At 69.9% G+C, this 20,242-nt stretch carries 16 protein-coding genes; 8 read left to right on the top strand and 8 right to left on the bottom strand.

The annotated features are described in order from the left end of the window. Positions 1-101: 101 nt before the first annotated feature. On the top strand, positions 102-1,064 hold the full coding sequence (locus JOE55_RS09305; protein WP_204782720.1) for an AEC family transporter: 963 nt from the start codon (positions 102-104) through the stop codon (positions 1,062-1,064). Between the two features lie 46 nt (positions 1,065-1,110). Here JOE55_RS09305 and JOE55_RS09300 read toward each other — a convergent pair whose 3' ends face one another. Together JOE55_RS09300 and JOE55_RS13170 are read right to left on the bottom strand one after the other, a co-directional pair. Then, entirely contained in the window at positions 1,111-1,479 is a 369-nt protein-coding gene (locus JOE55_RS09300; RefSeq protein ID WP_204783313.1) for a hypothetical protein, read from the bottom strand. 18 nt (positions 1,480-1,497) lie between these two features. After that, entirely contained in the window at positions 1,498-1,683 is a 186-nt protein-coding gene (locus JOE55_RS13170) for a hypothetical protein (protein ID WP_239546586.1), read from the bottom strand. Positions 1,684-1,705: 22 nt separating this feature from the next. On the opposite strand from JOE55_RS13170, the gene JOE55_RS13165 reads away from it, so the two are divergent. Then, positions 1,706-1,915, top strand: coding sequence for a hypothetical protein (locus JOE55_RS13165; RefSeq protein ID WP_239546584.1), 210 nt, complete (start codon positions 1,706-1,708; stop codon positions 1,913-1,915). 8 nt (positions 1,916-1,923) lie between these two features. After that, the gene (locus JOE55_RS09290) at positions 1,924-2,304 is read left to right on the top strand and encodes a VOC family protein (protein ID WP_058870733.1); all 381 of its coding nucleotides are present in this window, start codon (positions 1,924-1,926) and stop codon (positions 2,302-2,304) included. 129 nt (positions 2,305-2,433) lie between these two features. Here JOE55_RS09290 and JOE55_RS09285 read toward each other — a convergent pair whose 3' ends face one another. Beyond that, the gene (locus JOE55_RS09285) at positions 2,434-2,880 is read right to left on the bottom strand and encodes a hypothetical protein (protein WP_058870734.1); all 447 of its coding nucleotides are present in this window, start codon (positions 2,878-2,880) and stop codon (positions 2,434-2,436) included. A 127-nt stretch (positions 2,881-3,007) separates the two neighbouring features. Further along, a complete protein-coding gene (locus JOE55_RS09280) occupies positions 3,008-4,036 on the bottom strand; it encodes an ornithine cyclodeaminase (RefSeq protein WP_204782719.1) in 1,029 nt (342 codons plus the stop codon). Between the two features lie 168 nt (positions 4,037-4,204). Between JOE55_RS09280 and JOE55_RS09275 the strand changes: the two genes are divergently transcribed. Beyond that, entirely contained in the window at positions 4,205-4,633 is a 429-nt protein-coding gene (locus JOE55_RS09275) for an Lrp/AsnC family transcriptional regulator (RefSeq protein ID WP_024289162.1), read from the top strand. A gap of 78 nt (positions 4,634-4,711) precedes the next feature. Here the strand turns inward: JOE55_RS09275 and JOE55_RS09270 are convergent, their stop codons facing one another. Then, on the bottom strand, positions 4,712-6,280 hold the full coding sequence (locus JOE55_RS09270) for an amino acid permease (protein ID WP_239546582.1): 1,569 nt from the start codon (positions 6,278-6,280) through the stop codon (positions 4,712-4,714). A 219-nt stretch (positions 6,281-6,499) separates the two neighbouring features. Then, entirely contained in the window at positions 6,500-8,038 is a 1,539-nt protein-coding gene (locus JOE55_RS09265; RefSeq protein ID WP_204782718.1) for an amino acid permease, read from the bottom strand. 229 nt (positions 8,039-8,267) lie between these two features. On the opposite strand from JOE55_RS09265, the gene JOE55_RS09260 reads away from it, so the two are divergent. Together JOE55_RS09260 and JOE55_RS09255 are read left to right on the top strand one after the other, a co-directional pair. Further along, complete coding sequence (locus JOE55_RS09260) at positions 8,268-10,406, top strand: bifunctional metallophosphatase/5'-nucleotidase (RefSeq protein ID WP_204782717.1); 2,139 nt, start codon at positions 8,268-8,270, stop codon at positions 10,404-10,406. Positions 10,407-10,519: 113 nt separating this feature from the next. Then, on the top strand, positions 10,520-13,267 hold the full coding sequence (locus JOE55_RS09255; protein WP_204782716.1) for an ExeM/NucH family extracellular endonuclease: 2,748 nt from the start codon (positions 10,520-10,522) through the stop codon (positions 13,265-13,267). Between the two features lie 113 nt (positions 13,268-13,380). Here the strand turns inward: JOE55_RS09255 and JOE55_RS09250 are convergent, their stop codons facing one another. Continuing rightward, entirely contained in the window at positions 13,381-15,465 is a 2,085-nt protein-coding gene (locus JOE55_RS09250; protein WP_239546580.1) for an FAD/NAD(P)-binding protein, read from the bottom strand. Positions 15,466-15,529: 64 nt separating this feature from the next. Here JOE55_RS09250 and JOE55_RS09245 point away from each other — a divergent pair, with 64 nt between their 5' ends. Next, positions 15,530-17,644: a prolyl oligopeptidase family serine peptidase gene (locus JOE55_RS09245; protein WP_204782715.1), complete on the top strand. Its 2,115-nt coding sequence runs from the start codon at positions 15,530-15,532 to the stop codon at positions 17,642-17,644. A 138-nt stretch (positions 17,645-17,782) separates the two neighbouring features. Here JOE55_RS09245 and JOE55_RS09240 read toward each other — a convergent pair whose 3' ends face one another. Then, complete coding sequence (locus JOE55_RS09240; RefSeq protein ID WP_204782714.1) at positions 17,783-18,805, bottom strand: cation diffusion facilitator family transporter; 1,023 nt, start codon at positions 18,803-18,805, stop codon at positions 17,783-17,785. Between the two features lie 187 nt (positions 18,806-18,992). Here JOE55_RS09240 and JOE55_RS09235 point away from each other — a divergent pair, with 187 nt between their 5' ends. After that, the gene (locus JOE55_RS09235; protein ID WP_204781793.1) at positions 18,993-20,207 is read left to right on the top strand and encodes an integrase core domain-containing protein; all 1,215 of its coding nucleotides are present in this window, start codon (positions 18,993-18,995) and stop codon (positions 20,205-20,207) included. Positions 20,208-20,242: the final 35 nt, after the last annotated feature.

Here is a 20,242-nt window from a genome sequence, read left to right as displayed (position 1 = left end):
CTTCCCCGCCGCGCGCCAGCGTGCCTCCGCGCGCTCTTCGCCTGCGAGAGCGAGGACAAGCACACAGGCGCGCGGCGGCGCTGCTGCAGAATGGGCTCGAGATGAGCGGGATCCTCTCGGCGATCGCGCCGATCTTCCTGATCGTGGGCCTGGGCTATGCGCTGACCCGCGCGGGCGTCTTCCAGCGCGAGCACATGAGCGTGCTGGCCGCCTACGTGGTCAAGGCCGCTCTGCCCGCGCTCGTGTTCGTCAACGTCCACGAGCGCTCGCTGGGCGAGATCCTGAACCCCACGTACCTGCTGGTCTATGCGCTCGCGGGCATGGTCATGGTGGTGCTGGCGCGCGCGTGGTCGCGCTCGCGCTCCATGCCGCCCCAGCGGGCGGCGTCGATGTCCCTGTCCGCCAGCGGCACCAACAACGGGTTCGTGGGCGCTCCCCTGTTCCTGCTGCTGATCCCGGAGTCTGCGGGCCTGGCCATCGGCATGTCCATGCTCGTGGACAACGTGGTGATCATCCCTGTGGCGCTGATCCTGTTCGAGGCCGCCTCCGGCCGCGGCGCTCCCCTAGGGCGCCGGATCGGCGGCATCGTGCGCAGCGTGCTCACGCACCCGCTGATCATCGCGATCGCCGTGGCCCTGGTGATGACCGGTCTGGGCGTGAGCCTGCCCGCCATGCTCGACGACGCCGTCCAGCTGGTCGCGCAGTCGTCGTCCGCGGTAGCGCTGCTGTCCATCGGCGGCATGCTCGTGGGCCTGCAGCTGCGCGGTCAGCTCGCGGATCTCTCGGCCACGGTGATCGCGAAGCTGCTGGTCATGCCGGCGACCGCACTCGGCCTGATCCTGCTGCTTCCCGCGCTCGGGCTGCCCGAGCTGGCCCCGGACCTGGCGGCGGCCGCGCTGCTGACCTGCGCGCTGCCGTCGATGTCGATCGCCGCAGCCCTGGCCGAGCAGCACGGGGAGGGCGAGTTCGGAGCCGCGGCGCTTCTGCTCTCCACGGTGGCCTCGTTCACGACGCTGACCGCCTGGCTCTTCGTGGTCGGCGCCCTGGGCTGGCTGCCCTTCTGACGCGGCGGCAGCCTGAGCCCTGCCGCCGGCCCCTGCCCGATCGCCGTCAGCTCGCGGGCGCGTCCTCGGTGGACTCCGGCGCGGCCTTGTCCTTGGTATCGCCCGAGATCAGGCTCATGCCCAGCGCGATGGCCATTCCGGCGGCGCCCGCGACCTGGAGCTCGATGAGATCCATGAGCACCAGGATCACTGCCGTCGCCGCGCTGACGAGCAGCTGCCGCGACTTCAAGACCGCCACCTGGCGGGTCCACACCTCGCGCGACAGGGTGAGCACCGATCCATAGGGCTTGCGCAGCATCGAGGTCGGCATGCACCACACGCCGGCAGCCAGCATGGGCGCCATGATCACGGAGGGGATGACCAGCTCGTTCCCGAGCAGGGGAGGCAGCAGAGCCACGGCGAGCACGGCGAGCACGGCGATGCAGCCTTGCACTCAGTCCCGCGAGCGCTCCCCAGATCCGGCGGCGCCGGTGCCGAGCGCCAGGGCGATGACGACGACGACAGCAACCCCCGGGTCGAAGACGTTCAGGAGGACCAGACCGAGCGTTGCCGCGCCCGCCACGTACAGCTGCAGCGCCTTGAGCCGCGCGGTCTGCTGGCTCGGTGCCGCTGTGCTCATCCTCTGGGGAGGGCTCAGCACCGTGACCGCCCAGCTCGTGCTCGCCGGGGCCATCCAGCCGGACGGCGGCTTCGACCGCAGCTCGATGCTGGGCCATGCCTGGCTGTGGGATCCCTGGTTCGACGCGTGGGGAATCGTCCTGGTCATCGGCCTGGTCCGCTCCCGTCGGGGCCCGTCCCGGCACCGCTCGACGACGGCGCCGGGGGCGACAGATGAGCTCGCGCGCGATTGACTGGCCCCATGGAGATCCTCAAGCAGTACCCGGTGCTGGACACCGACGACGTCGACGCCGAGGCCGACTTCTGGGCCGCAGTGCTCGGCGGAACTGCCGAGCCGGACTTCCAGAGCGCGGCCGGCGGGTGGCGCACGATCGTGGTGGACGGCCGCGAGGTGCTGGGCATCCAGCTGGCCCCCGATCACGTCCGCCCGCAGTGGCCCGACGGCCCCCAGCACCAGCAGATGCACCTGGACCTCTACATCGCCGACCTCGAGGACGCCCACGCGGAGATCACGGGGCTGGGCGCCGAACTGCTGCAGCCGGCCGAGGATCCCGCCGCCGCGCGCGGATTCCAGGTCTACGCCGATCCCGCCGGCCACCCGTTCTGCCTCTGCTGGGGCTGACACAGCCGTAAGGGAGGCTTGAGCCCCCTCCCGCGCCTACGTACCTAGATGCGCCACGTGATACTCAGGGCGCATTAAGGCACGTAGGCGCGGACAGAAGAGGGCACTACTCGGCGAGAGTGCCGAGTGTCAGTGAGTGTGGTGCGCGTGCCGGGCGATGTGGGACGCGCTTCCGGGTCCCGTCGAGCCCGCACCGGGAACCGCAGAATCCGAGGCGGCGGCTCCGGACGAGGCCCCGGTGAAGGCGCCGATCGCCAGGGCGACCCCGATGCCGAACATGGCCGCCATGGCCGCACTCAGCAGCTCGAGGCCCACGAGTCCCACCAGCACGCCGCCGGCCACCACGAGCTGCAGGGTCTTGAGGCGAGCGAGCCGCTGGGTCCAGACGTCCTGGCCGACCGTCAGCAGCGAGCCGATCTCGCCCTGCGTGTAGGTCGCCGGCACGCACCAGGCGCCGATGACGGCGATCAGCCCGGCCACGATGCTGACCGAGACGAACTCGCTGCTCACCAGCGGCACCATGACAGCGACGACCACCACGATGGCCGGGGTCGCGATCAGCGGTGCTCGAAGCATGAATACATTCAATCGCACACAGATCGCTGCGCCATCCGGATGACCGGTCATGTCAGCTCCCACATAGGGGGACGGCCGACAGCGGGTGCTGTCGGCCGTCCTGAGGCGCTGCGGGAGTCGTTGCAGGTCAGCCCACAGGGACCGGCGCCTTGACCAGGGAGTACAGGTCCTTGGGGTCATCGGGATCGGCGATCAGGTCGATGTGCTGCTGCAGATCGGTGTCCGCCGTGGCGTCGCGGACGCAGCGCAGCGCGGAGAAGTCAGAGATCGCGAAGCCCACGGAGTCGTAGAGCGTGATCTCGTCGTCCGATCTGCGGCCCGGAGCAGCACCGGTGAGGACCTGCCAGAACTCGACGACCGGGAAGTCGGGCTCCATCTGCTGGATCTCGCCCTCGATGCGGGTCTGTGGCGTGAACTCCACGAACACGCTGGCCCGGCGCAGGATGTCCGCCTCGAGCTCCGTCTTGCCGGGGCAGTCGCCGCCCACCGCGTTCAGGTGCACGCCGGGGCGCACCTGATGATCCGAGAGCACCTTGTTCTGCGCCTTGTCGGCGGTGCAGGTGGTGATGATGTCGGCACCCTCGACGGCCTCGTCGACCGAATCGGCCAGGGTGATCCGGAAGCCGAGCGGCTCCAGGTTGCGGCGAAGCTTCTCCATGGCGGCTGGATCGACGTCGTAGACCCGCAGGTCCTCGATGCCGAGCACCGAGCGGAAGCCCAGGGCCTGGAACTCGGACTGGCTTCCGGCGCCGATCAGCGCCATCACCTTGGAGTCCTTGCGCGCCAGCTGACGGGCGAACATGACCGAGTTCGCCGCGGTGCGCAGCGCGGTCAGCAGGGTCATCTCGGCGAAGAACGTGGGGTAGCCGTTGTCGACATCCGAGAGCATCCCGTAGGCGGTCACCGTCTGGTACCCGCGGGCGGGATTCGACGGGTGCCCGTTGACGTACTTGAAGCTGTACGTCTCGAAGTCGGAGGTGGGCATGAGCTCGATGACGCCCACCGGGGTGTGCGTGGCCACGCGCGGGATCTTGTCGAAGCGCTCCCACTTGCGGAAGTCCTCCTCGATGTAGCCGACCATCCTCTCGATGATCGATCCGACGCCCTCGCGCTGGATCCACTGCGCCATAGACGGAACATCCACGAGCTGCGGCATACGGCCTCCTTCTGACGTGTTGAGGAACTGCTGCTGACGAGCTGCTGCACGGTTCGTCGGGTAACCCTTTCCACAGTATGCGCAGAGAAGTGCGCGGATAAGCCGCAATCTGTGTGCAATCTGCTCACTTGAGCCGCAGTCTGCACAGCGACGCGTAGCATTCTGCGCATGACGGAGATCACCGAGCTGGAGCGGCGCCTGATCGCCGAGCTGCGCGCCGACGGCCGAGCCCCCATCGCCGCGCTCGCCGAGCGGCTGGGGGTCTCGCGCACCACGATCAGCCGCAGCATCGAGCGCCTGACGGCCCGCGACGTGATCATCGGCTTCACCGTGCGCACTCGCTCGGCGTCCGACGACGAGGTCCGGGCCATCTCGTTCATCGAGGTCCAGGGCTTCACCACGGACCAGGTCATCGGCTCGCTGCGCGGGCTGCCCGAGATCATGGGCCTGCACACCACGAACGGCGGCTGGGACCTGGTCGCGGAGATCTCCTGCCGGAACCTGCGCGCCTTCGACGACCTGCTGCGCCGGATGCGCTCGATCAAGGGCGTCGTGAACTCGGAGACCTCCCTGCTGCTCAGCTCGGTCGTGCGCTGAGCGGAGCACGCGGCCGCCGGGCGTGGCCGGCATGTCCCGGCTCCGCCCGGCAGCGGCTGGATGCTGAAGCGCTGAGGGTCAGCGGGACCCGTCGGGGTCCCCCGAGGCACCCCCGCGCGGATCCTCCGGCCGGTGCGAGCGCTGGGTGAGCAGCTCCTGACCGGGGCTGGTGCCCACCACGGGATAAGTGCCGGTGTAGCCGTCGCGGGCCGCGGCGATCTCGCGGACGCGATCGCGCACCACGAACCAGCCGATGACCAGGAACGGGATGACGGCCACCATAGCGACCAGCGTGTAGGTGCCCACGGGGTAGTCGAAGGCGATCAGCACCATCACGGCTGCGATGAACGCGATCACGAGCCAGTCGGCGAAGCGGCCGCCCGGGGCCTGGTAGCCAGGGCGGGTGTACTGCCCGAGCTTCACGAGCTGCAGGAACTTCTGGTGCGACATCGCGATCGCGGCCCATGAGGCCATGGTGCCGATCGCGGCGATGTTCAGCACGATCTCGAAGGCCTGGGCGGGGACCCAGAAGTTCAGGGCCACGCCGAACAGCGCCACCACCGCGGTGAGGAGGATGCCGCCCACCGGCACACCGGCCTTGTTCATGGTCCCGGCGAACTTCGGCGCGGAGCCCGCCACCGACATGGAGTGCAGGATGCGACCGGTCGAGTAGATGCCGGCGTTCATGGAGGACATGGCCGCGGTGATCACCACGAGCTGCATGAGCGGACCTGCGGCCTCCACGCCGATCGAGGAGAAGAAGGTCACGAACGGGGACTCGTCGGCGGAGTATGCCGTGTACGGCATGAGCATGCACAGCAGGACCACGGAGCCCACGTAGAAGACCGCGATGCGCAGGATCACGGAGTTGATCGCCCGCGGGATGACCTTCTCTGGATCCTTGGTCTCGCCGGCGGTGGTGCCCACGAGCTCGATGCCGGCGTAGGCGAACACGACGCCCTGCGTGACGATGATGGCCGGGAGGAAGCCGTTCGGGAACAGGCCGCCCTCGCTCGTGATCAGGGAGAAGCCCACCTCGCTGCCCGTGGGGGTCCCGAAGATCACGAAGATGATGCCGATGACCAGGAACAGCAGCAGCGCCCCGACCTTGACCAGGGAGAACCAGAACTCCATCTCGCCGAAGACCTTGACCGAGACGAGGTTCAGAGAGACCACCGCGACGACCACGATCAGCGCCACGACCCACTGCGGGATCTCCCCCAGGAAGGCCATGGACTCGTACTGCCCGAACCAGGCGATGTAGATCGCCAGCGCCGTGGCATCGGCGACCGCCGTCATGGCCCAGTTCAGCCAGTAGAGCCAGCCGGAGACGAAGGCCGAGCGCTCCCCGTAGAACTCGCGGGTGTAGGAGACGAACGAGCCCGAGGACGGACGGTGCAGCACCAGCTCGCCCAGGGCGCGCAGGATCAGATAGCCGAAGAAGCCGCAGACCGCGTACAGGATGAACAGCGACGGGCCGGCGGTCTCGAGCCGCCCGCCGGCGCCCAGGAACAGGCCGGTGCCGATGGCCGAGCCGATCGCGATCATCTGGAGCTGACGCGCCCCGAGGCCCTTGTGGAAACCCTCCTGCTCATAGGCGAAGGGATCATCCGGCTGCTGCACCGGGGCATTGCTCTCGTGCGACATGACTGCCTTCTTCTGCTCAGGCGCCATCGGCCCCAGGCGCCGACAAGCACCACGGGGACGCGGCGGGAGGGCCGGACGGAACAACCGGTGCAGCAGCGACCGTCATCAGCCGAGATATAGCGTACATCACAGCTGAGAACGCGCTGCTCCATGAAGGACAGCCCCTCCCCCGCACGCCGTGCAGGCGCGCTGGAGAGGGGCTGTCGTCGTCGCGGAGGATCAGCGGCCGTCGCCGTCCGGGCCCTCCAGCGGGCGCGGCGCGAGCTCGTCGTCGCGCATGGCCAGCGTGCCGATCGGGATGAGATCGGTGTAGCTGTCTCGGGTCCGGGAGATCTCCATGACGCGATCGCGCACGACGAACCAGCCGATCACCAGGCCGGGCACGACCACGACGACCGCCAGGCCGAGCGTCCAGCTGCCCACGGGGTAGTCGATCGCCATGAGGAAGAGTACCACGACGACGAACCCGACCACGAGCCAGTCGCCGAAGACCCCCAGCGGGCTGCGGAACGACGGGCGCTGGTACAGGCCCTGCTCGGAGAGCTTCACGAACTTCCGGTGCGACATCACGATGGTGACCCAGGCGGCCATCACGCCGACCGCGCCGATGTTCATGACGATCTCGAAGGCCTGCTCCGGCACGAAGATATTCAGGGCCACGCCGATGAACGCCATGACGGCGGTCAGCAGGATGCCGCCGACCGGGACGCCCTGGGCGTTGAGCTTGCCGGCCAGCTTGGGCGCGGAGCCCGCCACGGACATGGAGTGCAGGATGCGACCGGTCGAGTAGATGCCGGCGTTCATGGACGACATGGCCGCGGTGATCACCACGAGCTGCATGAGCGGGCCGGCCGCGCCAACGTTGATCGAGGAGAAGAACGTCACGAACGGGGACTCGTCGCCGGAGTATGCCGTGTACGGCAGCAGCAGGCACAGCAGCAGCACCGAGCCGCAGTAGAAGACGGCGATGCGGAAGACCACCGAGTTCACCGCGCGCGGGATCTCCTTGTGCGGGTCGGCAGCCTCCCCGGCGGTGGTGCCCACGAGCTCGATGCCCGCGTAGGCGAAGACCACGCCGCCGATCATGACCGCAGCCGGCACGACGCCGCTGGGGAGGATGCCGCCGTTCTCGGCGATGAGGGAGAACCCGACGGGCGCCCCGGTCGGCGTTCCGAAGATGACGAAGAAGAGGCCCACCACGAGGAAGAGCACGATGGCCCCGACCTTGATCAGCGAGAACCAGAACTCCATCTCGCCGAAGACCTTCACGGAGACGAGATTCAAGGACACGACCAGGATCACGACCGCGAAGGCGATGGCCCACTGCGGGATCGCGGAGATCCACTCCAGCGGCATGTAGCGGCTGAACCAGCGGAAGTAGAGGGCCAGGGCGGTGGCGTCGGCCACGGCTGTGAAGGACCAGAACATCCAGTAGAGCCAGCCGGAGACGTAGGCCGCCTTCTCGCCGTAGAACTCGCGGGCGTAGGAGACGAACGAGCCGGAGGACGGGCGGTGCAGCACCAGCTCGCCCAGGGAGCGCAGCATGAGGTAGCCGAAGAACCCGCACAGCGCGTAGAGGATGAACAGCGACGGGCCGGCCGTGGCCAGGCGACCACCTGCACCCAGGAACAGACCCGTGCCGATGGCCGAGCCGATCGCGATCATCTGGACCTGGCGACCGCTGAGGGACTTGTGGAAGCCCTCCTGCTCGTGGGCGTAGGCGTCCTGTGGGGCAGGATCGGTGGTGGGGTGTGACATGTGCACCTTCTCAAGGTGAGGAGCAGTGATGCCTCGTCCTCGGGTCATTGTTGAACAAACCGAGACAGTACTCGCTCCGAGACCCATCTGTGACATGAGCCACGAACCTGACTTCACAATATGCACTGAGCGGTAACTCAGGGTTCACCCAGGAATGATCGTCTGGCCTGGTCAGGTGCTCCGGCCGCTCCAGCAGCGGGGCACATCCTCGGCCTCGCAAGGATCCTGCATGTCTGCCCTGAAGCCCTCCCGCGCCTCGTCGCTGTCCGCCGCCGTCGTCGCAGGCGTCGTGGTCACCTCCTCGTTCGTCGTCCCGGCCCAGGCCGTGGAGCCCGCCCCCGACGCCGCTAGCGCCACGGCCACCACCGACCTGCTGTACTTCAACGACTTCCACGGCCGTCTGGACGAGGACCCCGTGGGCTTCGCCGGAGCCATCGAGTCGCAGCGCGGGCCCGAGGACCTCCTGCTCTCGGGCGGGGACAACATCGGCGCCTCGCAGTACACGTCGGCCGCTCAGGACGACAACCCCACGCTGGACATGCTCAACGCGCTCGAGCTGGACGCCTCCGCCGTGGGCAACCACGAGTTCGATCAGGGCCGCGACGACCTCACCGAGCGCGTGGTCGACCGGGCCGAGTTCCCCTACCTGGCCGCCAACGTGCGGGTGGGCTCGGAGACCGGCCCGCTGCTCATGGAGGGCGAGGGCCACGACGGAAATGGCGCCTACGAGCTGTTCGAGCGCGACGGAGTGAGCTTCGCCGTGATCGGTGCGGTCACCCAGGCCACGCCGTCCAAGCTGGCCCCGTCGGCCACGGAGGGCCTGGTCTTCACCGACCCGGTCGCCGAGGTCAACGCGGTGGCCGAGGACCTGGCCGCCTCGGGCGAGGCCGACGTCATCATCGCCGCCTACCACGACGGCTCCGCGAGCCAGACCCAGGCCGAATCGGACCGCTTCTGGACCGAGACCTCCGAGGAGGTCGACGTCATCTTCGGCGGCGACACCCACGCCGAGTACACCGTGAGCGAGGACGTGGACGGCGACGGCACCGACGACCGCGCCTACATGCAGACCGGCTCCTACATGGCGAACCTGGGCAAGGTGGAGGTCACCTACGACGCCGAGGCCGATGACGTCGACCTGGTCCCCACCCTGACCTCCTACGACGAGTTCATCGCGGGCCAGACCCCCGAGCAGCTCGTGGCCTCCTCGCCGCGCACCGCCGAGGTGGACCGCATCGTCGACGAGGCCACCGCCACAGCGGAGCAGATCGGCTCCACGCCTGCCGGGCGGATCACCGGCGACCTCACCACCGCCTTCACCGGCGCCACCCGCGACGACCGCCAGAACGAGTCGGCGCTGGGCAATGCGGTGGCCGAGGGCTTCCGCTCCGCGCTGGCGGAGTCCCACGGCGTGGACATCGGCGTGATCAACCCGGGCGGGCTGCGCAACGAGCTGTACTACGTCGACGACCCGGAGGAGATCATCGACGGCGATGCCGAGGGCGTGGTCACCGAGGCCGAGATCAACAACGTCCTGCCCTTCGCCAACAACCTCAACACGGTCGAGCTGACCGGCGCCCAGTTCGAGAAGGCGCTCGAGCAGCAGTGGCAGCCGGAGGGCTCCTCGCGGGCGTTCCTGCACCTGGGGCTGTCGGACAACGTCCAGTACACGATGGACGAGTCCCGCCCCGCAGGTGATCGCATCACCTCGATCACGATCGACGGCCAGCCGCTCGACCCGGCCGCCACCTACACCGCCGGCTCGGTCTCCTTCCTGCTCGAGGGCGGCGACGGCTTCACGGCCTTCACCGAGGGCGGGGCCAGCACCGACACAGGCCGCATCGACCGCGAGGCCTTCCAGGACTACCTCGGCTCCTTCGACGCTCCTCTGGAGCCCGCGTTCGACCGCCGAGCGGTCAACGTCACCGGCTCCACGACCGAGGGCGGCACCACGACCCTCGAACTCTCCGAGCTGAACATGACCTCGCTGGGAGCGGTGGCCAACGAGACCGTCGAGATCCGGAAGGGCTCGCCGGAGGGCGAGGTCGTGGCCTCCGCCGAGGTCACCGGCGAGCCCGCGAAGGACGCCTCCGGTCAGGTGGGCGGTGCCGCGAGCCTCGAGGTCCAGGTCGCCGATCTGGAGGGCGGGCCCGCCTACCTGGTCGTCTCCCCCGCCGGCACCACTATGCAGCTGCCCGCCGAGCTCTTCGTCGCCAGCGGCCCGGAGCCCTCACCGGAGCCCACCGATCGCCCGACCTTCGGGCACGGCCGCGATCTGGCCGATCAGCGCAAGGCCGACCGCGGGCGCCCCTCCGGCGATCTGCGCGAGTGGGTGCTCGAGCAGCGCGAGCGCCGCTCGGGTCGCTGAGCCGCAGCCGCCTGCCCAGCTCATCTCCCGGGGCCCGTCGGGAACCCCTCCCGACGGGCCCCTCCCCTCTCCGTCCTCACCCCCTGCCCCCATCCTCCGAAGGGAATCCAGAAATGACTGCCCAGAAGACCCCCCAGCATCGCACCGGGCGCCTGCGCTCGGCCGCTCTTCCCCTGGCCGCCCTGCTGGCCATCCCCGCCGGGCTCAGCACGCTGGCGCCGGCGAGCGCCTCACCGGCCGGCGACGAGGTCGTCATCAACGAGGCCTATCTCAGCGGCGGCTCGGCCAACGCGGTCTACTCGCACAAGTTCGTGGAGCTCTACAACCCGACTGATGCGCCCGTGAGCCTGGACGGCTGGTCGCTGCAGTACCGCTCCGCGACCGGAACAGCGGGGACGTCGAACACCGTGCGCCTGTCCGGGACCATCCAGCCCGGCGAGCACTTCCTGGTCAGCGGAGCCTCCAACGGCACCAACGGGGCAGCGCTGCCCGCGGCCGATGTGGAGGCCGGCGGCAGCCTGAACCCGTCGGGCACCCGCGGCACCCTGGTGCTCTCCAACGGCTCCCAGCCCCTGAGCCTGCCGACCGGCTCCGTCGTGGAGGGCACGGCGGGCGCGGAGTCGGTCGTGGACCTGCTGGGCTACGGCGACTCCAACACCTTCGAGTCCGCCGGGGCCACCAGCCCGTCGTCGAATGCGGATCCGCGGTCGATGAACCGCTCGGACGCCGCGGATACCGACGACAACTCCGCCGACTTCTCGCTGTCGAGCCAGGTCACGCCGCAGTCCGGAGACGGATCCGCGACGCCTGAGCCCGAGCCCACGCCGGAGCCCACGCCCGAGCCGACCGAGCCCGGCAAGCAGCTGTCGATCGCCGAGATCCAGGGCGAGGCCGACACGACCCCGTACCAGGGCCAGCAGGTCACCACCCGCGGCGTCGTCACGGCCGCCTACAAGACCGGCGGGCTGAACGGCTACCAGATCCAGACCGAGGGCACCGGAGGCGATCTGGCCGCCGATCACGACGCCTCCGACGGCATCTTCGTCTACGCCCCCGAGGCCCTCGACGCGGCCCAGCTCGGCGATCACGTGGAGGTCACCGGCACAGCGGACGAGTACTACGGCCAGACCCAGATCTCCGTGCCGGCCGGCGGCATCGAGGTGCTCGGCGAGCCCGCCGAGGCCGTGAAGCCCGCCGACGTGGCCTGGCCCGCCGACGAGGAGTCCCGCGAGGACCTCGAGGGCATGCTGCTGCAGCCCAGCGGGGAGTTCACCGTCTCGGACAACTACAGCCTGAACTCCTACGGCGAGATCGGGCTGGCCTCCGGCGAGGGCCCGCTGCGCACACCGACCGACGTGGCCCCGCACGGCTCCGCCGAGGCCGCCGCGGTCGAGGCCGACAATGCCGCCCGCGGCGTCCTGCTCGACGACGGCTCGACGTGGAATTACACGAATCTGGAGCGCTACGGCGATCAGCCGCTGCCCTACCTCGCCCTGGAGAATCCGGTGCGCACGGGCTCGACCGTCAGCTTCGATCAGCCGGTCGTGCTGGGCTACGGCCACGATGCCTGGCGCTTCCAGCCACTCGAGCAGGTCACGGGAGACACCCCCGAAGCCGTGCCCGCCGTGTTCGAGAACGACCGGTCGGAGCATGCCGCCCCGGCCTCCGTGGGCGGCGACTACACGCTGGGCACGTTCAACGTGCTCAACTACTTCACCTCTCTGGGCGAGGACGAGCCCGGCTGCGAGGCCTACTCGGACCGCGCGGGCGATCCCACGACCGCCGACTACTGCGACGTGCGCGGGGCCTACGACCAGGACTCGTTCGCCCAGCAGCAGGAGAAGATCGTCGCGGCGATCAACGGCCTGGACTCCTCGGTGGTCTCGCTCGAGGAGATCGAGAACTCCGCCGCCTTCGGCAAGGACCGCGATCAGGCGCTCTCCGCCCTGGTGGATGCGCTCAACGCCGATGCCGGAGCCGAGAAGTGGGCCTACGTGGCCTCCCCGTCCGAGCTGCCGGCCGCCGAGGACGTCATCCGCACCGGATTCATCTACCAGCCGGGCGAGGTCGAGACCGTGGGTGAGTCCGCGATCCGCGACGACGAGGCGAACTTCGACAATGCCCGTGAGCCGCTGGCCCAGGAGTTCCGCCCGGTGGGCGGCACGGAGGCCGATGACTTCGTGGTGGTCGTGAATCACCTCAAGTCCAAGGGCGGTTCCGGCTCCGGCGACAACGCCGACACCGGCCAGGGCTCCTGGAACGGCGACCGCACCCGCCAGGCCGAGTCCATGCAGGACTTCGCCGAGTCCTTCGCGGAGGAGGCCGACACCGATCGCACGTTCCTGGTGGGCGACTTCAACTCCTACACCCACGAGGACCCCATGCTCGGGCTCTACGAGGACGGGTACGTGAACCTGGCTCCGGAGGGCCAGCACAGCTACTCGTTCGACGGGCAGGCCGGCTCGCTGGACCACGTCCTGGCCTCCCCAGCTGCCGCCGAGGCCGTGACCGGATCGGATATCTGGGAGATCAACGCGAACGAGTCCGTGGGCATGGAGTACTCGCGGGCGAACTACAACGTGGTGGATCTCTACGCCCCGGATCAGTTCCGCGCCTCGGACCACAACCCGGCGCTGGTGGGGATCGAGCTGAGCGGGTCGGAGGAGCCGTCGCCCGAGCCCACTGATCCGACGGACCCGACCGATCCTTCACCGGAGCCCAGCCCTGAACCCACCGATCAGCCGACCTTCGGGCACGGCCGCGATCTGGCCGAGGAGCGCAAGTCCGAGCGCGGCCGCCCGTCCGGCGATCTGCGCGAGTGGGTCCAGCAGCAGCGGGACCGCTTCACCTCGACCCGCTGATCCGCCCAGCCCCTTCTCTCGCACCTGCGTGCGCGGATGCGTCGCCACCCCGCGAACGGCGCATCCGGGCACGCAGGCGCGGGATCGTGCGCGAGTGGGCTGACGAGGGAGGCTCAGTCCAGGATCTGCTGGGCGGCGCGGTCGGCGTCGGCCAGGGTGCGGGCACCCAGCTCGGCCGGGGCATCGGCCTCGGCGGCGATCGCGGTGCCCCACTGCACCGAGGTCAGCTGCAGCCCCAGCACCCACACGCCCTCCTGGACCCGGTCATCCGTGCCGATCGTGCGGTAGGGGATCTCCGAGACGTCCAGGCCCGCACCGGGCATCCGCACGGCGCCGTCGCGGGTGTCCATGGGCTTGGAGCGCACCAGCCCTGCGTCGTGCATGGACTGCAGCAGCGGCGAGATGTTGCGCCGGACCTCGTTGGGCGGGGACATCGCCTCGAGCATGATGCCCGCCCGGTACGGCTCGGCGGCCACCCACGGGGAGCTGGCCTCGAAGCAGCCGCGCTCGTCGTCCACCCGGAACACCGGATCGGGCCCCAGGAAGCGCACCACATCGGCCCGGGCCAGCGCCGCCAGCTGACGGATCCGCAGAGCGGGCGGCCCCGAGCTCAGCCCCTCGGCCAGCGGCGCGAACGTGCGCAGGAGCTCGTCGTGCCAGGAGGCATCGCTCAGCCCCACCTCGGCGATGATCTGCTTGAGCAGGGTGCGCGACCAGTTCATCGACGAGAAGGCCATCTTGGCCGGGTCGTCCTCACCCTGGGCTGAGCCTGCGGCATCGCGGTCCAGCAGATGCACGACGGCGGCCGCATACTCCTCGTGCGAGCCGAAGTCCTCCCCGCGGAACGGCTTGGCCGAGCGCACGGGGTCGAAGCGATCGGGAGCCGGCACCGACGTCTGCACGAGCCGCTCCAGGCGCACCTCCCACGGCAGCCCTTCGGCGGTGTCCTCGGCCAGGCGCTCCTGCGAGTCCTGGGCCCACTCGCGCTCGGCACCCCTGCGGGCGGCCGGTGCGGTGCGCGCGGGCCCGGAGGGGGCGTCGTCGTCGGGAACCCCCAGCGCCCGGTCGAGCTCGACCAGGAAGTCCTCGGCGGGCATGCCCAGGCGATCGGCGTGCACGCGCGCGTACGTGCGGTAGTAGGTGCGGTGGGCATCGCGCTGCACGAGCGGCAGCAGCACGCGCTCGAAGGACAGCGGGCCCTGGCCCCTGAGCTGCTCGATCGTCTCCGGGGTCAGGAAGCGGTGCTCCAGGCTGCGGGCGTAGTAGGAGCCGATCTCCGGCTTGGCGCGGTACGGCGTCCCGCGGCGCGAGCCCGCCACCACGAAGGGCTCCTGGCCGGAGGGCCGGTAGACCAGCCGGTCGGTGCCGTCGTCGGCGGGCTCGAACACGCCGCCGCGGCCCTCGGTGACCTCGGCCAGGACGTCGTGGAAGTTCAGGCCCATGCCGCGCACGAGCACGGTCTCACCCGGTGGCAGCGTGTCCCAGTGGCCGTCGGCCGGGACAACGGGCGGGCGGAAGTCCAGCCCGTTCTGGGCGGCGCCGTCCACGAGCTCCTTCTGCCCCCGGCTCAGGTGCGCGTCCAGGTGGCCCAGGGCGAGCACCACATGATCGGCCAGCAGCTCCTGCTGACCGCCGATCTCCACGGCGTAGCGGTGCCGACCGGTCTCGACCCGGCGCGCGGCCACGGCCTCGTCGCGGTGCACCCTCAGCTCGAGCGTGGGCGGCGCGTCCTCGACCAGCGTGCGGAACACCCATTCGAGATAGGCGCCGTACAGACGCCGCTGCGGGAAGTCCGCAGCCCCCAGCTGCTCCAGCGCCTCCCGGTCCTGCTCGTCCAGCTCCACCGGAAGACCCTGCTCCACGACCGCCCGACGCCAGCCGTCGAAGCTCATCCCGCGCAGCGGCTCCAGCGGCGGCACCTCCAGGGCGCCGTCGGCCGCGATCACGGTGGGGAACAGCGACGGGGTGTTCATCAGGAACCGCGGCGATTGCCGGGTGCGCCACACGTGGCCCGCCCCCGGAGGGAACGGGTCCACGACGTCGACCTTCACCCGCCGCCCCGTGGACGCCGCATGCGCCACGACCCGCTCGAGCGCCGAGAGCCCGCGCGGCCCGCAGCCCACGATGACCACACGGGGCACGGGGCGGGAGCGGGGCTCGTCGTCAGGGGTCTCGGTGGGGTGCATCGGTGGGGTCATGGTCCCAGCATAGGAACTGCGGACCCGGCCTGAGGCCCCGGAGCCGGGCCCTAGGGTGGGGACCATGACCGAGACCCCTGCCGAAGACCCTGTCGACGACCTCCTGTGGCTCGAGGAGATCCACGGCGAGCCCGCTCTCGAGTGGGTGCGCGAGCAGAACGAGCGCAGCGAATCCCTGCTGCTGACCCCGCAGCTCGAGCGCCTCGAGGCCGCCGCGCTCGAGGTCATGGACTCCGATGACCGCATCCCCATGGTCTCCAAGCACGGCGAGCACTACTACGGCTTCTGGCGCGATGCCGAGCATCCGCGCGGGCTGTTCCGCCGCACGACCTGGGAGTCATGGCTCAGCGACGACCCGCAGTGGGACGTGATCCTGGACCTGGACGTGCTGGCCGAGGCCGAGGGCGTCCCCTGGGTCTGGGGCGGTGTGCGGCTGCTGCGCCCCCAGCACACCGAGGGCCAGTGGCGACGCATGCTGATCGCCCTGTCCCCGGACGGCGGCGACGCCCGCCGCTACCGCGAGTTCGATCTGCTCTCGCGCAGGTTCGTCCCCGCCGACGAGGGCGGCTTCGACCTTCCGGCGGCCAAGACCTCGGTCTCCTGGCTCGACGCGCACACGCTCTATGTCGGCACGGACACCGGTCCGGGCTCGACCACGACGTCGTCGTACCCGGCCCAGGTGCGCCGGCTGTCACGCGGGCAGGAGCTGGCCGAGGCGCCCGTCGTGTTCTCGGTGCCCGCCGATCACGTCCAGGCTTGGGTGGGCCGCGATCACACGGAGGGCTTCGAGCGCACCGTGGCCGTGGACGCGATCGACTTCTTCCGCTCGAGGACCTATCTGCTGGATGAGGCTCGCGGCGGTGAGCCGGTGCTGATCGACGTCCCCGAGACCGTCGAGGCCGACCCGCACCGGCAGTGGCTGCTGCTGCGGCCGCAGGAGACCTGGGGCGACTACGCGCCCGGCACGCTGCTGGTGGCCGAGCTCGAGAGCTTCCTGGCCGGCGACCGCTCCCTGACGGTCGTCTTCGCCCCGGATGAGCACACGAGTCTGCAGGGCTGGTCGTGGACCGCCTCGCACCTGGTGCTGCAGCTGCTCTCGGACGTCTCCTCCGAGATCCGCGTGATCGAGCCGGGTACCTGGCGCTCCGAGCCCATGCAGGGAACCGGCGAGCACCGCTCCACGGCGGTGTGGGCCGTCGACGACGAGGACCCCGTGGCCGGCGACGACGTCTGGGTCTCCACGAGCGGCTTCCTGACCCCCACGACGATCCTGCGCGGCACCCTGGAGCAGTCGCTGCCGCGTCCGCTCAAGCAGGCGCCGTCGTTCTTCGACGCCTCCGGGCTGAGCGTCGAGCAGCACTGGGCCGTCTCCGACGACGGAACCCGCATCCCGTACTACCAGGTGGGCCCCTCGGACCTGCCGCTGGACGGCCGCAATCCCACGCTGCTGTCCGGCTACGGCGGCTTCGAGGTCTCGCGCACCCCCGGCTACTCCGGGGTGATCGGGCGGTCGTGGCTCACCCGGAAGGTCGAGGCCTCAGGCGCGGACGGGGCCGCACCCGGCCGCACGGGCGTCTACGTCATCGCGAACATCCGCGGCGGCGGCGAGTACGGACCCTCATGGCACCGGGCTGCCCTGCAGTCGCAGCGCCACCGCGCCTACGAGGACTTCGCCGCCGTGGCCCGCGACCTGCACGAGCGCGGCGTGAGCTCCCCGTCCACGCTGGCATGCGCCGGCGGCTCGAACGGCGGGCTGCTGGTGGGCAACATGCTCACCGCGTATCCGGAGCTCTTCGCGGGCATCTCGTGCGGCGTGCCGTTGCTGGACATGCGCCGCTACACGAGGCTGTCGGCGGGGACGTCGTGGATCGCGGAGTACGGCGATCCGGAGGACCCGGAGCAGTGGCAGTGGCTGCGCACGTTCTCCCCGTATCACCTGGTCGAATCGGGGCGGCAGTACCCGCCGGTGCTGTTCTGGACCGCCACGAGCGACGATCGCGTGGGACCCGTGCAGGCGCGCAAGATGGCCGAGCGGATGCTGCGGCAGGGCCACGAGCGGGTCTGGTTCCACGAGACGCTCGAGGGCGGGCACGCAGGCGCCGGCGACAACCGCCAGGCCGCACGCTCGCACGCGCTGTCCTACGACTTCATGTGGCGAGCGGTGACCGCCACCCTCTGACCCTCCCCTCACCCCCGCCGAGTGGATCCCCAGTTGCGCTATTGGGCCCTATAGCGCAACTGGGGATCCACTCGGCGGGGGTGAGGGGGCACACAGGGAACCGGCCCGGCTGGGGCGAGGATCGGGTCCTCGACCGGCTCAGGACTCGTTGCGGTACCACTCAGGAAGCGGCTCGAGGCCCAGACGGGTCTGGTCTCCGGGCCGGGTGAGGGTCAGCAGCGCGCGCTGCACCACAGGCTCCTGCTCGAGCAGATCTTCGACGGCCTGGACCCGGGCGCGCAGCTCGGACTCCCGGACATCGCCGGTCACGTCCACGGAAGCCACGACGAACAGCCTGTCGGCACCGACCCACTCGGTGTGCAGCAAGCTCACGGACTCGATGTCGGGGTGCTCGAGGAGGATCGAGAGCAGGCGGTTGCGCCCGCGCGGGCTGCCGCCCTCGCCGGTGAGCAGCTGGACATTGCGCCGGATCAGCACGACCGCCACGACCCCCAGCAGCACGCCGACCAGGATGGAGCCCAGGGCATCCCACATCGCGTTGCCGGTGATCTGATGCATGACCATCCCGCCTGCTGCGATCAGCAGGCCGACGAGCGCGGCCGAGTCCTCGGCGAACACCGCACGCAGCATCGAGTCCGAGGTGGTGCGGATGTAGCGCAGCGGGCTGACGCGGCGGGCATGGGAGCCGGAACGGGCCTGGCGCAGCGCCTGCAGGAACGACGTCCCCTCGAGCACGAATGACACGACGAGCACCAGATAGGCCCAGCCGTAGCCGCCGTCCTCGCCCTCGCCGCCCAAGGACTGGATGCCGTGCCAGATCGAGACCCCGGAGCCCACGGCGAACAGGCCGATCGCAGCGAACATCGCCCAGACGTACCCGGCACGGCCGTAGCCCAGCGGGTGGGAGGCATCCGGGGCCCGACGCGAGCGACGCTCGCCCACCAGCAGGAAGATCTCATTGCCCGTGTCGGCCCAGGAGTGGGCAGCCTCCGCGACCATCGAGGCCGATCCGCTCAGCGCGGCGACCGTGGACTTGGCCAGGGCCACCAGCAGGTTGGCCGCGAAAGCCAGGACGACGGTGAACGAGCTGCCGCCGCTGTCCTGCGATCCGGACTGCCCGTGGTGCTCGGACGAGGACGGATGATCAGCTGCTGTGCTCACGCCGATGCTCCTTGTCGGAAGGCCAGATGAGGTCCGCGTCGACGAAAAAACGACCCCCGTGTCGCCACGGGGGTCGTCCTGCCGCCTCTGACGAGGCTGATGCTGCGGAGACGGGGGTGTTGAGTCTCAATACCTCGTCACCACATGTCTCAATACCCCAGCAACACCACCGGACCCACGATGAGACATGACCCGTCGCCGCCAGATCATCACCGCCGTGACCACCGGAACCCTCACCCAAGCCCAAGCAGCACGGGCCTACGGCGTCTCACCCTCGATGGTTTCCAAGCTATTGAGACAGTGGGCCCGCGAAGGCACAGCCGCCTACTACACCAAGCCCTCCACACCCCACGGACACCCCGCAGCCACCCCACCAGCCACGATCCGCGCGATCACCGCCCTGCGCACCGAGCTCACCACCCAAGGCCTCGACGCCGGCCCGGCCACCATCGCCGCGACCCTGGCCACCACCCGACCCGAGCTGCCCATCCCCTCCCGAGCCACGATCGCCCGGATCCTGCAGCGCGAAGGACTCATCACCGCCGAACCCCGCAAGCGTCCCAAGTCCTCGCTGCACCGCTTCGAAGCCGACCTGCCCAACTCCTGCTGGCAATCCGACTTCACCCACACCGCCCTGACCCCACCAGCGCCCCCAGCTCCGGCAACACCACCTCGACCCTCAGCGCAGGCCTGGCGCGAGCACGACGTGGAGATCATCACCTGGCTGGATGACTACTCCCGCATGGCCTTGCACATCTCGGCTCACCAGCGCATCACCGGCGCGATCGTGGTCGAGACCTTCACCGCCACCACCAAGATCTACGGGCCCCCGGCCTCGACCCTGACCGACAACGGGCTGGTCTACACTGCCCGCTACCGCGGCGGAGTCAACGCCTTCGAGAAGCTGCTGCGCTCCCGCAGCATCGAACAGCGCAACGGCCGCGGAGGCCACCCGCAGACCCAGGGCAAAGTCGAGCGCTTCCAGCAGACCCTGAAGAAGTGGCTGGCAGCCCAGCCCCCACCAGCAGACCTGCCGGGCCTGCAGGCCCTGCTCGATCAGTTCCGCGAGATCTACAACACTCAGCGGATCCACTCAGCGAAGAAGACCACCCCGTACGCCGCCTACATCGCCGCACCGAAGGACACCCCAGGGCCCCTGGCACCGGCCACGACCCGGTTCCGCACCGACAAGATCGACGCCACGGGCAAAGTCACGCTGCGCTACGACGGCCAGCTCTTCCACATCGGCATCGGCCGAGCCCACGCCCGAACCCACGTCGTTCTGATCGTTGAGGACCGCGAGATCACCATCGTGGCCAAGGCCACCGGAGAGATCCTCCGCGAGCTCACCCTGGACCCCACGCGGAAGTACCAGCCACAACGAAAAACACCCCGAACCTGAGGGTTCGGGGTGTTTCCGATGTACTGAGACATCAC

The organism is Kocuria palustris, assembly GCF_016907795.1.
Taxonomy (GTDB): Bacteria; Actinomycetota; Actinomycetes; order Actinomycetales; family Micrococcaceae; genus Kocuria; species Kocuria palustris.
Note: the sequence above shows the minus strand (reverse complement) of the source record. Positions and strands in the feature narration are given on the sequence as shown.

Coding starts and splice junctions, on each gene's coding strand:
- JOE55_RS09305 (WP_204782720.1), top strand. CDS start 102: ATGAGCGGGATCCTCTCGGCGATCGCGCCGATCTTCCTGATCGTGGGC.
- JOE55_RS13170 (WP_239546586.1), bottom strand. CDS start 1,683: ATGAGCACAGCGGCACCGAGCCAGCAGACCGCGCGGCTCAAGGCGCTG.
- JOE55_RS09290 (WP_058870733.1), top strand. CDS start 1,924: ATGGAGATCCTCAAGCAGTACCCGGTGCTGGACACCGACGACGTCGAC.
- JOE55_RS09285 (WP_058870734.1), bottom strand. CDS start 2,880: ATGCTTCGAGCACCGCTGATCGCGACCCCGGCCATCGTGGTGGTCGTC.
- JOE55_RS09280 (WP_204782719.1), bottom strand. CDS start 4,036: ATGCCGCAGCTCGTGGATGTTCCGTCTATGGCGCAGTGGATCCAGCGC.
- JOE55_RS09275 (WP_024289162.1), top strand. CDS start 4,205: ATGACGGAGATCACCGAGCTGGAGCGGCGCCTGATCGCCGAGCTGCGC.
- JOE55_RS09270 (WP_239546582.1), bottom strand. CDS start 6,280: ATGTCGCACGAGAGCAATGCCCCGGTGCAGCAGCCGGATGATCCCTTC.
- JOE55_RS09265 (WP_204782718.1), bottom strand. CDS start 8,038: ATGTCACACCCCACCACCGATCCTGCCCCACAGGACGCCTACGCCCAC.
- JOE55_RS09260 (WP_204782717.1), top strand. CDS start 8,268: ATGTCTGCCCTGAAGCCCTCCCGCGCCTCGTCGCTGTCCGCCGCCGTC.
- JOE55_RS09255 (WP_204782716.1), top strand. CDS start 10,520: ATGACTGCCCAGAAGACCCCCCAGCATCGCACCGGGCGCCTGCGCTCG.
- JOE55_RS09250 (WP_239546580.1), bottom strand. CDS start 15,465: ATGACCCCACCGATGCACCCCACCGAGACCCCTGACGACGAGCCCCGC.
- JOE55_RS09245 (WP_204782715.1), top strand. CDS start 15,530: ATGACCGAGACCCCTGCCGAAGACCCTGTCGACGACCTCCTGTGGCTC.
- JOE55_RS09235 (WP_204781793.1), top strand. CDS start 18,993: ATGACCCGTCGCCGCCAGATCATCACCGCCGTGACCACCGGAACCCTC.